This window comes from Mycolicibacterium canariasense (assembly GCF_002101555.1).
Lineage (GTDB): Bacteria > Actinomycetota > Actinomycetes > Mycobacteriales > Mycobacteriaceae > Mycobacterium > Mycobacterium canariasense.
The window spans coordinates 409,685-424,909 of sequence record NZ_LQOL01000049.1 but is presented as its reverse complement, the minus strand read 5'-3'; the positions used below and the strand labels follow the sequence as shown (position 1 = coordinate 424,909).

The following is a 15,225-nucleotide window of genomic DNA, read 5'->3' as shown; positions in this document are numbered from 1 at the left end:
TGGACATGAATTGATTGGGGTCCTAGCGTTGGACGCGTGACCACTCAACTGACCGCCCGCCCGACCGGCCAGATGATCATCGCCGGGACGCCCGTCGCCGGAACCGGCACCGAGGTCCGCGGATTCAACCCGGCCACCGGCGAGACACTCGAGCCCGCCTTCCACTACGGCGACGAGTCGCACGTCGACGCCGCCTGCGTGGCGGCCGCCGAGGCGTTCGGTCCATACCGCGCCACCACCGCCGAGCAGCGCGCCCGATTCCTGGAGTCGGTCGCCACCGGCATCGAGGCCATCAAGGCCGAACTGGTACAGCGCGCCGTCGCCGAGAGCGGCCTGCCCGAGGCCCGCATCACCGGAGAGGTGGGCCGCACCACCGGCCAGCTGCGCCTGTTCGCGGCGGTGCTGCGTGAGGGCAGTTGGAACGGCGCCTGCATAGATCCCGCCCAACCCGATCGCAGCCCCCTGCCGCGCCCCGACATCCGCCAGCGCGCGGTGCCGCTGGGCCCGGTCGCGGTGTTCGGCGCGAGCAACTTCCCGCTGGCGTTCTCCGTCGCCGGCGGCGACACCGCTTCCGCGCTGGCGGCCGGTTGCCCAGTGGTGGTCAAGGCGCACGACGCGCACCCGGGTACCTCCGAATTGGTCGGGGCGGCCATCACCCGCGCGGTGGCCCAGGCCGGGATGCCAGCGGGCACCTTCTCCCTGCTGTTCGGTTCCGGACCCGGTCTGGGGACCGCACTGGTCACCGATCCGCGGATCAAGGCCGTCGGATTCACCGGATCTCGTTATGCGGGAACGGCATTGGTGGCCGCGGCGGCGGCGCGTCCGGAACCCATCCCGGTGTACGCCGAGATGAGCGCCGTCAACCCGGTGTTCCTGCTCGACGGTGCGCTGCGTACGCGCGGCGCCGAGATCGGCACCGCGTTCGTCGGGTCGCTGACCATGGGATCCGGGCAGTTCTGCACCAATCCCGGGTTGGTGCTGGCCGTGGACGGCCCGGGCCTGGCGGACTTCCTGACCGCCGCCCAGGCCGCGCTCGCCGGGGTCGCGGCCACCCCGATGCTCACGCCCGGCATCGCCGCCGGCTATGCGAAGGGCGTGGCCACCCTGAGGGCCGAGTCCACCCTGCTGGCGCAGGGCCGGCCCGCTGACAACGAAACCGCGTGCCAGGCAGCGCTGTTCAGCGCCGATGCCAAGACGTTCCTGGCCTCGGAGGCGTTGCAGGCCGAGGTGTTCGGTGCCGCCAGCGTGCTGGTCCGGTGCGCCGACATCGACGAGATGGTGCGCGTCGCCGCCGCGCTGGAGGGGCAACTGACGGCCACCGTGCACGCCGAGGAGTCCGACTACGGGGTCGCGGCCACGCTGCTGCCCGTGCTGGAACTCAAAGCCGGACGCATCCTGTTCAACGGCTGGCCCACCGGCGTCGAGGTCGGGTATGCCATGGTGCACGGCGGGCCGTACCCGGCCACCTCGGACGCGCGCACCACCTCGGTGGGCGCCCGCGCCATCGAGCGTTTCCTGCGTCCGGTGTGCTACCAGGACGTCCCATCGGCGTTGCTGCCCAACGCCATTGCCGACGGCAACCCGGACCGCATCTGGCGCCGGGTCGACGGCCAACTGTCCCGCGACTGACCGCCCACCCCGATTCCGCTAGGAGTACACCCATGCTTGACGGCGTCCTGTTCTTCCCCGTCACCCCGTTCACCGGCACCGGCGAGGTGAACCTGGAAGCGCTCGCCGCGCACGTCGCCAAGGGCGTGGACGCCGGACCCGGCGGGGTGTTCGTCGCCTGCGGCACAGGCGAATTCCATGCCCTGGAGGCCCAGGAGTTCGGCGCGGTGGTGCGCACCGCGGTGGCAGCCACCGCGGGCCGGGTTCCGGTGTACGCGGGCGCGGGCGGGTCGGTGGCCCAAGCCAAGGTCTTCGCGAAGACGGCCGCCGCCGCCGGTGCCGACGGGCTGCTGCTGCTGCCCCCGTATCTGGTCACCATGCCGCAGCAGGGTCTGATCGACTACACCCGCGAGGTCGCGGCCGCCACCGGCCTGCCGGTCATCGTCTACAACCGGGGTAATGCCCGCTACACCGAGGCGTCCGCGGCCGAGGTGGCCCAGATCCCGAATGTGGTCGGATTCAAGGACGGCACCGGCGATGTCGACAGGGTCGCGCGCATCGTGCGGGCCGTCACCGACGTCCTCGCCCCGTCCGGCAAGGCCTTCCAGTTCTTCAACGGCCTGCCCACCGCCGAGGTGTCCCAGCAGGCCTACCGCGCCATCGGGGTGACGCTGTACTCGTCGGCCACCTTCGCCTTCGCCCCGGAGCTGGCACTGGCCTACTACCGGGCGCTGGAAGCCGGCGACGAGGAGGCGCTCGGCGCGTTGCAGCGGGAGTTCTTCCACCCGTTGGTCCGCCTGCGGGACACCGTGCCGGGTTACGCCGTGTCCTTGGTCAAGGCCGGTGTGACGATGGAGGGCATCGACGCCGGGCCGGTGCGCCCGCCGCTGGTCATGCCCTCGGCCGAACACCTCACCGAACTGACCCAGATCATCAAAGCCGGTCGCGCGGTGCTGTGATGGCGCCCGCGTCCATCCGGATCACCGGGGCCCGCATCACCCCGGTCGCCTTCGTCGACCCGCCGCTGCTCAACACCGTGGGGGTGCATCAGCCCTACGCGCTGCGGGCGATCATCGAGCTGGTCACCGACGCGGGCCTGGTCGGCCTCGGCGAGACGTACGCCGATACCCGCCACTTGGCCCGCCTGCACGCGGCCGCCGAGGCGATCACCGGACTGGATGTGTTCGCGCTCAACGCCATCCGGGCCGCTATCGCCGACCGGCTGCGCGGCGACGACGCCGCCGTCGGCACCGCGGGGATGATCACCTCGGCCAGCGCCGTCGACCAGGTGTTCTCGCCGTTCGAGGTGGCTTGCCTGGACGTGCAAGGCCATGCCGGTGGCCGGCCGGTGGCCGATCTGCTCGGTGGCGCCGTGCGGGATGCCGTGCCGTTCAGCGCGTACCTGTTCTACAAGTGGGCTTTTCACCCACATTCCCCGTCGCTTCACTCGCCCCACCCACAGGAGCCCGATCCTTGGGGCGAGGCGCTCGACCCGGCCGGGCTGGTCGCCCAGGCCCGCCGCATGGTCGACGAATACGGTTTCACCGCAATCAAACTCAAGGGCGGGGTGTTCCCGCCCGAGGAGGAGATGGCGGCCATCGAAGAGCTTCATTCGGCGTTTCCGCACATCCCGTTGCGGTTGGATCCCAACGCCGCCTGGACCCCGCAGACCTCGGTCAAGGTGGCCTCCGGGTTGGCCGGCATCCTGGAATACCTGGAGGACCCGACCCCGGGCATCGCCGGCATGGCCGAGGTCGCGGCGCAGGCGCCGATGCCGCTGGCGACCAACATGTGCGTGGTGGCCTTCGACCAGCTGGCGCCCGCCGTCGCCGCTGGTGCGGTGAAAGTGGTGCTCTCCGACCATCATTACTGGGGTGGGCTGCAACGCTCGCGCCTGCTCGCCGGTATCTGCGACACCTTCGGGCTCGGCCTGTCCATGCACTCCAACTCGCACCTGGGCATCAGCCTGGCCGCGATGGTGCACCTGGCCGCGGCCACCCCGAACCTGACCTACGCGTGTGACACGCACTGGCCCTGGAAGACCGAAGACGTGGTCAAGCCGGGAGTGCTGAGCATCCGGAACGGCAGCGTCGCCGTCCCGGCCACCCCGGGACTCGGGGTCGAACTCGACCGTGACGCCCTGGCCGCGCTGCACGAGCAATACCTGCGCTGCGGGATCCGCGACCGCGACGACACCGGTTACATGCGCAGGATCGACCCGGCCTTCGAGGCGATCAGCCCGCGCTGGTAGTGGTCCGCACGGCCGCGAACAGGGCCACCAACACGTCGACGAGGTGGGCGCGCTCCACCTGGACGTCGCCCAACAGCACGGCACCCACCGTGCTGATCATGCCGCCGACCAGGAATTGCGCGATCAGCCGGATGTCGGCGGGCAGGCTGTCGGGCTCCAGCCCCGGATCACCACCGCTGGCGGCCGACGATGCCAGCATGCCCGCGAACCGGCGGGACTCGGCCAGGCTGCGCCGGCCCAGTGCCGGTGAGGCGGTGGCCTCCAGCACCAGGATTCGGCCCTTGCGCGGGTCGGCGAGGATCAGGTCCACCATCTCCGCCAGCACCGCCCGGATGCGGGCCCGGTCGTCGGCGGGTGCGTTGGCCAGCGCGGCCACCGACCGCTGGGCACCCTCTTCGATCACCTCGCCGTACACCGCGAGGTGCAGCGCCTCGATATCGGCGAAGCTCTCGTAGAAGTATCTGGGTGCCACCCCCGACAGTTCCGTCACGCCGCGCACCGTCGTTCCCGCCACACCGCGGGTGCCCATCAACTCCAGGCCGGCGGCCAGTAACCGGCCGCGGCGCTCGGCCACCCGGTCGGCGGCCTCCTGGCCGCCGTAGCGCCGGCGGACGCGGGGTGCGCTGTCGGGCCTGGGATCGGACATCGAATCATCTTGACACAGACGCCCATCCGATTGGCCGGCGCGCATAGACTGCAGCGATGTTCTCGTTGGCCCGGCTGTCCTGCTTCATCGCCGTCGCCGAGGAACTGCATTTCGGCCGCGCCGCCGAACGCCTGCACATGACCCAGCCACCGCTCAGCCGGCAGATCCAGCAGCTGGAGACCGAACTGGGGGTGCAACTGATCGACCGCACCACCCGCTCGGTCACCCTCACCCCGGCAGGCGTTGCGTTTCTGCCCGACGCCCGTCGCATCCTGCAGCTCGCCGAGAGTGCGGCCATGACCGTCAAGCGGGTGCCGGCCGGTGACTTGGGCACCGTGGTTGTCGGATTCACCGCGGCCTCGGCCCATGCGGTGCTGCCGCGGCTGCTCGAACGCACCAGGGCCAAGCTGCCGGATGTGAAACTGGAGCTGCGCGAGATGGTTTCGGCCGCCCAGATCGAAGGCCTGATGACGGGCGAGATCGATCTGGGGATGGCTCGGCCGCCGCTGAAGCGCCCCGGCATCGTGTCGCGGCCACTGCTGCACGAGCAGCTGGTGGCCGCGCTGCCCGCCGAGCATCCGCTGGTGGCCCAAGCCCGCCAGCTGACCCTCAACGACCTGGACGGCCAAGACGTCATCATGTACTCGCCGATCGAGGCGCGCTATTTCAACGAGCTGCTCATCAGCGCCTTCACCATCGCCGGCGCCACGCCGCGGTACGTGCAGTTCGTGACGCAGGTGCACACCATGCTGGTGCTGGTGCGCTCGGGCATCGGGATCGCGCTGGTGCCGGCCTCGGCCGCCACGCTGCATCCCGAGGGCGTGGTGTTCCGGTCCATCGGTGCGTTCCGGGAGCGGCCGGTCGAACTCGACGCCGCCTGGCGTCAGGACAGCACCAACCCCGCGCTGCTGCGCCTGCTGCGTGATGTGTTGCCCGCTCGGGAGTGGACCACCGACGACCTGGTGGAGCTGCACCCCTGAGCGGCTGGGTGTCAGACCCGCGCCGCGGGTTGCAGCACCGGCGTCACCAACCGCCCGGTGGCCAGGAACTCGTCCAGGTTGCGTAGCGTGAGCGCCTCCATCGCGGCCCGGGTTTGCACGGTGCCGCTGCCGACATGGGGCAGCAACACGACGTTGTCCATGCGCAGCAACTCGACAGGTACATTCGGTTCGTCGACGAACACGTCCAGACCGGCCCCGGCCAGCCGGCCTTGCTGCAGAGCGGTCACCAGCGCCCCCTCGTCGACGACGCTGCCGCGCGCGATGTTGATCAGGTAACCCTCGGGCCCGAGCGCGTCCAGCACGTCGGCGCCGACCAGGCCGCGGGTTCCGCTGCCACCGGCCGCGGCCACCACCAGCACGTCGACGTCGCGGGCCAGGTCCACCGGCGTCGCGGCATAGCGGTACGGCGAATCGGGCACCCGATGGCGGTTGTGGTAGCTGATGGTGCATCCGAAAGCGCTGAGCCGCTTGGCAATTGCTCCGCCGATCCGTCCCATGCCGATGATGCCGACCCGGGTGTTGCTGACCTGCCGGGTCAGCGGGTAGTTGCCGTCGACGGTCCAGCGGCCGGCGCGCAGGTAACGGTCGGCGTCGGTGAACCGCCGCAGCACGTCGATCAGCAGACCGACGGCGGTGTCGGCGACGCAGTCGGTGAGCACGTCGGGTGTGTTGCTCACTCCGACCCCGGCGGCCGCCGCCGCATCGATATCGGTGGTGTCATAGCCGACCCCGAAGTTGACGACCGCGCCCAGCGCCGGCAGCGCCGCCATCAGCGCGGCGTCCACGCCGGTGCGGCCCGAGGTCACCACCACCGTCACGTCGGCACCGTGTGCGGCCAGGAACTCGGCGCGCTCGGCTGCTCCCGCGTCCCCGGAGGGCAGAACCAGGGCGTCGTACTCGGCCCGCAACGTCTCGGCGAGCGAGTCCTTCAGCGGGCCGACCTGCAGAACACGCGGCGTGGCGGGAACGGTGTGCGGTGCGGAACCGGGCCTCGAAACGGACATGGGCACTCCTCTTTCGCTCATCACGCTAAGGATGCCCGCGAATACCTGTCCAACACGGAAATAGCATGGGTTGATGCCGAACCGGCATAACGTCCCGGGCGCGCGCCGATGCCGGGTATCAAACGTCCCGTCCGGTCGATAAAACCGCACGTCAAGCGCTACATCGCCGGCTCCGGTGCGGTGCCGATGCCCGCCGAAAACCCCCGAAACCGCCCGTTTGGACAGGCTTGACGCCGTTCGAAGCGCGCTCCTACCGTGTGTCTACCGTCACAGAATCCGTCCACATACATGGACGTCACACGGAACAGCCTTTCCGAACCGGAGGACCAGATGGTCGCACCAGTGACGCCTGCCGTCGCTTCCCTCGCCGCAGCCGGCGCCGTTCTGCTGACCGGTGGCTGCACGGTGGCCAACACGGGTCACGGCGGGTACGACCCGAACACCCTGCGCCTGGTGATCTCCCAGGAGCCACCCACGCTGGAGCCCTGCGAGAGCTCGCTGACCTCGACCGGCATCGTCGTCCGCTCCAACATCACCGAGCCCCTGATCGAGCGTGACCCCACCACCGGCGACCTGCAGCCCCTGCTGTCCACCGGCTGGCGGCAGGACGCGCCCGACCGGTGGACCTTCGCCATCCGGTCCGGGGTCACCTTCTCCAACGGGGCGCCCTTCACCGCGGCCGACGCGGCCTTCGCCATCGACCGCGCCGTCAACTCGGATCTGGGTTGCAACGTCGACGGGTACGTGTTCGGCGACGAGAAACTCGAACTCGCCACTCCCGACGACGCGACCCTGACCGTCACCACCGAGAAGCCGGATCCGATTCTGCCGCTGCGTATCTCGTTCGTGGAGATCGTCCCGCGCGGCACCAGTACCACGGAGAAGGTGCGCGAACCGATCGGCACCGGACCCTATGCCATCGCCGGCTGGGACTACGGCCAGAAGCTCACGCTGAGCCGCAACGAGCGCTACTGGGGACCAAAACCGGCCTTCGCCCGCGCCGAATACCAGTGGCGCAGTGAGGGCAGCGTGCGTGCCGCCATGGTCACCAACGACGAGACCGATATCGCCACGGGCCTCGGGCCCGAGGACGGCGCGGGGCAGCTTGGGGTGGAATTCCCCAACAACGAGACCACCGCGCTGCGCATCGCCTGTACCGATGCTCCGCTCGACGACATCCGGGTCCGGCAGGCCATCAACTACACCGTCAACCGCAACGGCATCGTCAAGGCGCTCTTCCGGGGAATGGGTCAGCCCGCCGCCCAACTGATCCCCGACGGCGTGGTCGGTCACAACTCGGATCTGACGCCGTGGCCGCACGACATCGAGAAGGCCAAACAGCTGGTGGCCGAGGCGAAAGCCGCCGGCGTGCCCGTCGACCGACAGATCCGGCTGATCGGGCGCACCGCCCAGTTCCCCAACATCAGCGAGACCATGGAGGTCATCCAGAGCGAACTGACCGAGATCGGCCTGAACCCCCGCATCGAGATGATGGACACCGCCGGTCAGCTGCAGTACCAGTTGCGGCCGTTCCCGGTCGGCGCCGGCCCCTTCGTCGCGATGATCCAGCACGGCAACCAGGCCGGGGACGCGGCCTTCAGCGTGGACCAGTACATGCGCACCGACGGTGCCCAGAGTTCCTGCGGTACGGCCGCTTTCGACCGAAAGATCGAGGCTGCCGGGCAACTGACCGGCGCGCGACGCCAGGACGCCTACGCCACGCTGTTCGCCGAGGAGCCGACCGAGGTGGCCCAGTTCGCCTATGTCGCGCACATGACCGGCATCCTCGGGAAGTCGCCGCGCGTCGAATACACACCCAACTCCGCCACCGGTGACGAGATGCGGCTCGCCGAGATGACCAAGGCCGGCAACGGCTCTGACCAGTCCGACAGGAGCTGAGCCGATATGTTCCCCTTCGTCCGGCGCCGGATGTACACCAGCACCATCCCGCTGATCGTCGTGCTGCTGGGTGTGTTCCTGCTGGCCCGTCTCACCGGCGACCCCACCAATCTGTACCTGCCCGAATCGGCCACGCAGGCCCAACGTGCCGCGTTTGCCCAATCGCACGGATTCGACCGGCCGCTGATCGTGCAGTTGCTGGACTACTTCAAAGGCGTGCTGCACCTGGACTTCGGCACCTCGCTGCGCACCGGCGAATCGGCGTCGGCGATGGCGTTGCGCGCCTTCCCGGCCACCCTGCAGCTGGCGGTGACGACGATGGCGCTCGCGATCGTCGGTGCCGTGATCGTCGGCTGCTGGGCGGCGTACCGGCCCAATTCGCTGGCCGATCGGTTCTCCAGCCTGCTGTCCATGACCGCCGCCAGCATCCCCGACTTCTGGTTCGCCATCACGGGGGTGTGGCTGTTCGCGGTCCTGCTCGGCGTGCTTCCCACCTCGGGCACCGACGCCGGCATGTTGTCCTGGATCCTGCCGATCGCCACCCTGATGATCCGCCCGCTGGGCGTGCTGACGCAGGTGGTACGCGGGGCCATGGTCGCGGCCCTGTCGGCGCCCTACATCAGGCTGGCCCGCAGCAAGGGCGCCGGCGACTTCCGCGTGGTCACCCACCACGCCCTGCGTAACGCCGCGGCGCCCGCGCTGACGGTGGCCGGTGACCTGGCCGTCGGCCTGATCAACGGCGCGGTGGTGGTCGAGGCGATCTTCGGCTGGCCGGGCATCGGCAAACTGATGATCGACGCGATCCTGCAGCGCGACTTCGCGGTGCTGCAGGCCGCGGTGCTGCTCACCGCGGTCAGCATCTTCGTGCTCAACATCCTCATCGACGCCTGTTACGCGCTGCTGGACGCGCGCGTGCGGGAAACCGCGAAAGTGTAGGTCCATCACCATGACTCAGATCGACCTCGTCCCGGCCAAACCCAGCACCACCATGCTCGGGGAGCCCGAAGCCCAACCGCCTGCGGCGCGGTGGTCGTGGCTGCGCCTACTGGTCAACGACAAGGTCGCCACCGCCGCCGCGGCGGTCCTGGGCCTGGTGGTGCTCACCGCGGTCTTCGGCCCGATGCTGGTGGGCGGTTCGGCCACCCACATCGACCTGGACAACTCGAACCAGCCGCCGTTCACCCTGGCGCACGGCTGGGCCAACATCCTGGGCACCGATCCGCTGGGCCGCAGCATGCTCGCCCGGCTGGTGGTGGCCTGCCGCACCACACTGTCGGTCGCGATTCCCGCCGTCGTCATCTCCGCCGTCGTCGGATCGGCGATCGGCATGTGGGCCGGATACCACCGCGGCTGGCGGGAAACACTGGCGATGCGGGTGGCCGACGTCATCATGAGCTTCCCGTCGCTGCTGCTGGCCGTCGTCGTGCTCTACGTCTTCTCGCCCAGTGCGGCCAATATCGTTCTGGTGCTGGCGATCACCCGCATCCCGGTGTACCTGCGCACCGCCCGCGCCGAATCCGCCGAACTGTCCAGTCGCGTCTTCGTCGACGCCGCACGGACGTTCGGCGCCAGCGGATCCTCGATCATCGTCCGGCACGTGCTGCCGATCGTGCTGCCGACCCTGCTGACCGTCGCCACCCTGGACTTCTGCTACGTGATGCTGGCCGAGAGCTCGCTGAGCTTCCTGGGTATCGGCATCCAGCCGCCCGACGTCAGCTGGGGCCTGATGGTCTCGCAGGGCCGCAGCTACCTGCACACCGCGTGGTGGCTGTCCTTCTTCCCCGGCCTGGCCATCGTCATCACCACCGTGTCGGCCACCATCCTGGCCGCTTGGGCCCGCATCGCCACCGACCCCGCGCAGCGGTGGCGGCTCACCGTGCCGTCCCGCCTCGGCAAGACCGGAAAGGCCATCTGAATGACCGTGCATCTGGATAGCGAAGTCAGCGAACCTGCCGCCGACCGCCGGGACGCCGACCCGGCACTGGATGTCGACGGCCTGACCGTCGACATCCGCACCATCGCCGGCACCGTCCGCGCCGTCGACCACGTGTCCTTCGCCGCCCGTCGCGGCGAAACACTGGCCCTGCTCGGTGAATCGGGCTGCGGCAAGTCGATGACGGCCACCGCCTTGGTCGGACTGCTGGAACCGGTCGCCGAGGTGGTCGGGGGTTCGGCGCGGGTCGGCGGAACGGATGTCCTGGCGGCCGACCCCAAGACCCGGCGCAAGCTGGCCGGGCCGGAGCTGGCCATCGTGTTCCAGGACGCGCTCACCGCGCTCAACCCGCTCTACACCGTCGGCACCCAACTGGCCGAACCGTTCCGCATCCACCACGGGATGAAAGCCAAGGAGGCCAAGCGCAAGGCCGTCGAACTGATGGCCCGGGTCGGCATCCCGCACCCCGAGGAACGGGTGAACGCGTATCCGCACCAGTTCTCCGGCGGTATGCGCCAGCGGCTGCTCATCGCGATGGCCGTCGCCCTCAACCCGCGGGTGCTGATCGCCGACGAACCCACCACCGCGCTGGATGTCACCGTGCAGGCGCAGATCATGGCGCTGCTGAAAAGCCTTCGCGCCGAATACGACATGGCCGTCGTGCTGATCACCCACGACCTGGCACTGGTGGCCGAGGAGGCCGACCGGGTCGCGGTGATGTACGCCGGAAACGTCGTCGAGACCGGGCCGGTGGCCGAGGTGTTCGCCGACCCGAAGCACCCCTACACCAAGGGCCTGCTGGAATCGGTGCCGGTGAGCGCCGAGTGCGGTGCCGAGCTGAAGTCCATCGGCGGGGCGCCGCCGGATCTGCACTCCATCCCGAAAGGTTGTGTGTACCAGGATCGCTGCCCCAAGGCGGCGGATCGGTGCCGGCAGACCCGGCCCGGACTGACGGCCGTGACGGCCACCCGTACAACCGCGTGTCACTTCCCGGAGGGCGGCCGACCATGAGCGACGAACTGCTGTCCGTGCGCGGGCTGGCCAAGAGCTTCCGGGTGGCCGGCGGCAAGAAACTGCACGCGCTGGACGGGATCGACCTGGATCTGCGGCGCGGTGAAACGCTGGGCCTGGTGGGGGAATCCGGCTGCGGCAAGTCCACCCTGGCCCGCACCCTGATGATGCTGGAGCGCCCGGACGCCGGCACCGTCAGCTTCGACGGTATCGACCCGTACGGCCTGCGCGGCAAGGACCTGCTGCGGTTCCGGCGCCGCGTGCAGATGGTGTTCCAGGATCCGTACGCCTCGCTGAACTCCCGGATGACGGCGGCCGAGATCATCGCCGAGCCGTGGCGCACGCACAAGACGCTGTACCCGTCCCGTAAGGATCGCGAGATGCGGGTACGCGGGCTGCTCGACATGGTCGGTCTGGGGCCCAAGGCGTTCGGCAAGTACCCGCAGGAGTTCTCCGGCGGTCAGCGCCAGCGGATCGGCATCGCGCGCGCCCTGGCGCTGAACCCCGACGTCATCATCTGCGACGAACCGGTCTCCGCGCTGGACCTCTCGGTGCAGGCGCAGGTGCTCAACCTGCTCAACGATCTGCAGCGCGAACTGCAGATCTCGTACGTCTTCATCTCGCACGACCTGTCCGTGGTGCGTCACGTGGCCGACCGGGTCGCCGTGATGTACCTGGGCCGGATCATCGAAACCGGGACCACCGAAGCGGTATTCGACAGCCCCGACCATCCCTACACGGCCGCCCTGATGTCGGCCGCGCCGAAACTGCACGCCGAGCACCGCGCCGAACGCATCCTGCTCACCGGCGAGGTGCCGTCACCGTTGAACCCGCCGTCGGGGTGCCGGTTCCGCACCCGCTGCGCGCACGCCACCGACATCTGCGCGCAGCAGCGGCCACCCGTGTCCGGCGACCCACGGGGAGCCGGGCATGCGGTGGAATGCCATCACCCGCTCGGTGCGTCAACCCGGTTGTCCCACAGCGCATGAGCGAAGTGAGCGTGTCCGGTTACGCGACCATCGCCATCGCGGTGTTGATTGCGTCCTGTCTGCAGGCCTCGATCGGCTTCGGGCTCGGCATGCTGGCCGCACCGATCGTCGCACTGGTGGACCCGGCGCTCATCCCCGGCACCCTGATCATGTTGGCGGCCGTCGTCACCCTGATGGTGGTGGTGCGGGAGCGGACGGCGATCGACGTGAAGGGCACCGGCTGGGCGTTGGCCGGCCGGGTGCCCGGCACCGTCGTCGGCGCGCTGATCCTCACTGCCCTACCGCATCAGGCCCTGGCGATGCTGATCGCGGCCGTCGTGCTCGGCGGCGTCGCGCTGACCAGCTTTGGCTGGATACCCGCGCCGCGGCGCCGCAACCTCGTGCTGGCCGGGGCCACCTCCGGGATGCTGGGCACGGCCACCTCGATCGGCGGCCCGCCGATGGCGCTGGTGTGGCAGCGCAACAGCGGACCGCGGCTGCGCGGGACGATGTCGGGCTTCTTCCTGATCGGCTCGCTGATGTCGTTGACGATGCTGACCGTCACCGGCGCGGTAGACCGGCACACCCTGGTCATGTGCGCCATGCTGATACCGGCCACCGTGGGGGGATACGTGTTGTCCCGCTACGCGAATCGGTTGCTGAACCCACGCCGGCAGCGGTGGACGGCCATCACCGCCTCGGCCGTCGGAGCCGTCGTCCTCGTCGTCCAGCAGATGGGACTGCTATGACCGAACACACCGTGCGCAAGATCACCCCGACCGGCGTGAAATCCGCCGCCCGCACCGTCGAACTGCTGGAGTTCCTGGCGGCGCGGCAGGATCAACCGGCCCGCGTCCGGGAGGTCGCCACCGCGCTCGACATGCCGCGCAGCAGCGCCCACGCGCTGCTGCGCACCCTGATCGCCCAGGGCTGGGTGCGTTGCGACGAGTCGGGCACGTTGTACAGCATCGGAATTCGGGCACTGCTGGTCGGCACCAGCTACCTGGACACCGACCCGTACCTGCCCAGCATCACGCCCTTCCTGGACGAGCTGCGCGGCAGCTGGGACGAGACCTTCCACCTGGCCCGCCTGGACGGCTACGACGTCGTCTACCTGGCCACCCGGGAATCCCGGCAGTACCAGCGCACCACCAACCGGGTCGGCAGGCGGCTGCCCGCGCACACGACGGCGCTGGGCAAGGCACTGCTGGCCGAACGCGTCGGCGCGGAGCGCGACGCCCACATCCCGGCCGAGCTGACCGCCCTCACCGAGCGGACGGTGACCGACCGCGCCGAGTTGGACGAGGCGCTGGACAACGCGCGGATCCGCGGCTACGCCACCGACGACGGGGAGAACACCGTCGGAGTGCGGTGTTTCGCGGTGCCGCTGCGCTACCGCTGGCCGGCCCAGGACGCCATCAGTGTCTCGGTCCCGGTCGCCCGGTTGACGCCCGAGCGGGAAGCCGGCCTCATCGAGGCACTGTGCGCGGCCGGCGACAAGGTGAGCCGGGTACTCCGGCCAGTGGCAGAGAAGGTGAATTCATGACTACCCGCAAGACCCCCCACCGGACACCCACTGTCACCGAGATGCGGGTGGTCCCCATCGCCGGGCACGACAGCATGCTGCTCAACCTCAGCGGCGCCCACGGGCCGTACTTCACCCGGAACCTGTTGATCCTCAAGGATTCCGAAGGCAACACCGGAGTCGGCGAGGTGCCCGGCGGGGCGGCCATCCAACGCACTTTGGAAGACGCCCGCCCGCTCGTCGAGGGCCGCGGCATCGGGGATTACCACGCCGTGCTCGGGGATGTCCGCCGCGAGTTCGCCGGCCGGGACTCCGGTGGCCGCGGTGCCCAGACCTTCGACCTGCGGGTCACCGTGCACGCCGTGACCGCGGTCGAATCCGCACTGCTGGACCTGCTCGGCCAGTATCTCGGGGTGCCCGTCGCGGCCCTGCTGGGCGACGGCCAACAGCGCAGCCGGGTGCAAGCACTGGGGTATCTGTTCTTCGTCGGGGACCGCACCAGGACCGATCTGGCGTACCGCTCGGCGGCCGACGAGGCGCCGGGAGCCGACGAGTGGCTGCGCATCCGGCACGACGAGGCGATGACGCCCGAAGCGGTGGTGCGGCTGGCCGAGGCGGCCCGCGACCGTTACGGCTTCCGGGATTTCAAACTGAAGGGCGGTGTGCTGCCGGCGGCCGAGGAGGCCAAGGCCGTGATCGCGTTGGCCGACCGGTTCCCGGACGCCCGGATCACTCTGGACCCCAACGGCGGCTGGCTGCTCGCCGATGCCGTGACGACCTGCCGGGAGCTCGCCGGGGTGTTGGCCTACGCCGAGGATCCGGTGGGCCCGGAAGCCGGCTTCTCCGGCCGCGAGGTGATGGCCGAGTTCAAACGCGCCACCGGGCTGCCGACGGCGACCAACATGATCGCCACCGACTGGCGTGAGATGGGGCATGCGATCCGGTCCGGTGCCGTGGACATCCCGCTGGCCGATCCGCACTTCTGGACCATGAGCGGGTCGGTGCGGGTGGCGCAGCTGTGCGATGCGTGGGGTCTGACGTGGGGATCGCACTCCAACAACCACTTCGACGTGTCGCTGGCGATGTTCACCCACGTCGCGGCCGCCGCGCCCGGCGCCATCACCGCGATCGACACGCATTGGATCTGGCAGGACGGTCAGCGCATCACCACGGCGCCCTTCCGCATCGTCGACGGCTATCTGGACGTCCCGGACGCTGCCGGCCTCGGTGTCGAACTGGACGAGGACCGGGTGGCCGCCGCGCACGAGCTGTACCTCGCCGAGGGACTGGGTGCCCGCGACGACGCGGTGGCCATGCAGTACCTGATCCCCGGCTGGACCTTCGACAGCAAACGCCCCGCCCTGCAACGGGGTATCTGA

Annotated in this window: 14 protein-coding genes; 12 read left to right on the top strand and 2 right to left on the bottom strand. The window is 69.8% G+C overall.

Features of this window, described 5'->3' with window-relative positions; translation table 11 throughout:
* The first annotated feature begins 72 nt into the window (after positions 1-72).
* Genes AWB94_RS14790 through AWB94_RS14780 form a run of 3 tightly spaced genes read left to right on the top strand, consistent with a single transcriptional unit; the run spans position 73 to position 3,859 of the window.
* Positions 73-1,629 carry an aldehyde dehydrogenase (NADP(+)) gene (locus AWB94_RS14790; RefSeq protein WP_062656161.1) on the top strand — a complete coding sequence of 519 codons (1,557 nt, stop codon included), beginning with the start codon at positions 73-75 and terminating at the stop codon, positions 1,627-1,629.
* A 32-nt stretch (positions 1,630-1,661) separates the two neighbouring features.
* Positions 1,662-2,567 carry a 5-dehydro-4-deoxyglucarate dehydratase gene (locus tag AWB94_RS14785; RefSeq protein WP_062655997.1) on the top strand — a complete coding sequence of 302 codons (906 nt, stop codon included), beginning with the start codon at positions 1,662-1,664 and terminating at the stop codon, positions 2,565-2,567.
* Positions 2,567-3,859, top strand: a complete 1,293-nt coding sequence (locus tag AWB94_RS14780) for a glucarate dehydratase family protein (protein ID WP_085122446.1) — start codon at positions 2,567-2,569, stop codon at positions 3,857-3,859. Before AWB94_RS14785 ends, AWB94_RS14780 begins: the two co-directional genes overlap by 1 nt.
* Here AWB94_RS14780 and AWB94_RS14775 read toward each other — a convergent pair.
* Entirely contained in the window at positions 3,843-4,505 is a 663-nt protein-coding gene (locus tag AWB94_RS14775) for a TetR/AcrR family transcriptional regulator (protein ID WP_062655995.1), read from the bottom strand. The two genes, AWB94_RS14780 and AWB94_RS14775, sit on opposite strands and share 17 nt — an antisense overlap.
* Positions 4,506-4,561: 56 nt before the next feature.
* Here AWB94_RS14775 and AWB94_RS14770 point away from each other — a divergent pair, with 56 nt between their 5' ends.
* Complete coding sequence (locus tag AWB94_RS14770; RefSeq protein WP_062655994.1) at positions 4,562-5,485, top strand: LysR family transcriptional regulator; 924 nt, start codon at positions 4,562-4,564, stop codon at positions 5,483-5,485.
* Between the two features lie 11 nt (positions 5,486-5,496).
* Here AWB94_RS14770 and AWB94_RS14765 read toward each other — a convergent pair whose 3' ends face one another.
* Positions 5,497-6,510 carry a 2-hydroxyacid dehydrogenase gene (locus tag AWB94_RS14765; protein ID WP_062655993.1) on the bottom strand — a complete coding sequence of 338 codons (1,014 nt, stop codon included), beginning with the start codon at positions 6,508-6,510 and terminating at the stop codon, positions 5,497-5,499.
* Positions 6,511-6,840: 330 nt separating this feature from the next.
* Here AWB94_RS14765 and AWB94_RS14760 point away from each other — a divergent pair, with 330 nt between their 5' ends.
* Genes AWB94_RS14760 through AWB94_RS14725 form a run of 8 tightly spaced genes read left to right on the top strand, consistent with a single transcriptional unit; the run spans position 6,841 to position 15,225 of the window.
* The gene (locus AWB94_RS14760; RefSeq protein WP_062656160.1) at positions 6,841-8,409 is read left to right on the top strand and encodes an ABC transporter substrate-binding protein; all 1,569 of its coding nucleotides are present in this window, start codon (positions 6,841-6,843) and stop codon (positions 8,407-8,409) included.
* Positions 8,410-8,415: 6 nt separating this feature from the next.
* The gene (locus tag AWB94_RS14755; RefSeq protein ID WP_062655992.1) at positions 8,416-9,345 is read left to right on the top strand and encodes an ABC transporter permease; all 930 of its coding nucleotides are present in this window, start codon (positions 8,416-8,418) and stop codon (positions 9,343-9,345) included.
* Between the two features lie 52 nt (positions 9,346-9,397).
* Positions 9,398-10,324 carry an ABC transporter permease gene (locus AWB94_RS14750; protein WP_234811743.1) on the top strand — a complete coding sequence of 309 codons (927 nt, stop codon included), beginning with the start codon at positions 9,398-9,400 and terminating at the stop codon, positions 10,322-10,324.
* Entirely contained in the window at positions 10,325-11,353 is a 1,029-nt protein-coding gene (locus AWB94_RS14745) for an ABC transporter ATP-binding protein (RefSeq protein WP_062655990.1), read from the top strand.
* The gene (locus AWB94_RS14740; RefSeq protein WP_062655989.1) at positions 11,350-12,342 is read left to right on the top strand and encodes an ABC transporter ATP-binding protein; all 993 of its coding nucleotides are present in this window, start codon (positions 11,350-11,352) and stop codon (positions 12,340-12,342) included. The genes AWB94_RS14745 and AWB94_RS14740 overlap by 4 nt, the downstream gene beginning before the upstream one ends.
* Before the next feature lie 5 nt (positions 12,343-12,347).
* On the top strand, positions 12,348-13,070 hold the full coding sequence (locus tag AWB94_RS14735; protein WP_062656159.1) for a sulfite exporter TauE/SafE family protein: 723 nt from the start codon (positions 12,348-12,350) through the stop codon (positions 13,068-13,070).
* Positions 13,067-13,867 (top strand): IclR family transcriptional regulator, encoded by an 801-nt coding sequence (locus tag AWB94_RS14730; RefSeq protein WP_062655988.1) that lies wholly within the window; start codon positions 13,067-13,069, stop codon positions 13,865-13,867. The genes AWB94_RS14735 and AWB94_RS14730 overlap by 4 nt, the downstream gene beginning before the upstream one ends.
* Positions 13,864-15,225, top strand: a complete 1,362-nt coding sequence (locus AWB94_RS14725; protein WP_062655987.1) for an enolase C-terminal domain-like protein — start codon at positions 13,864-13,866, stop codon at positions 15,223-15,225. Before AWB94_RS14730 ends, AWB94_RS14725 begins: the two co-directional genes overlap by 4 nt.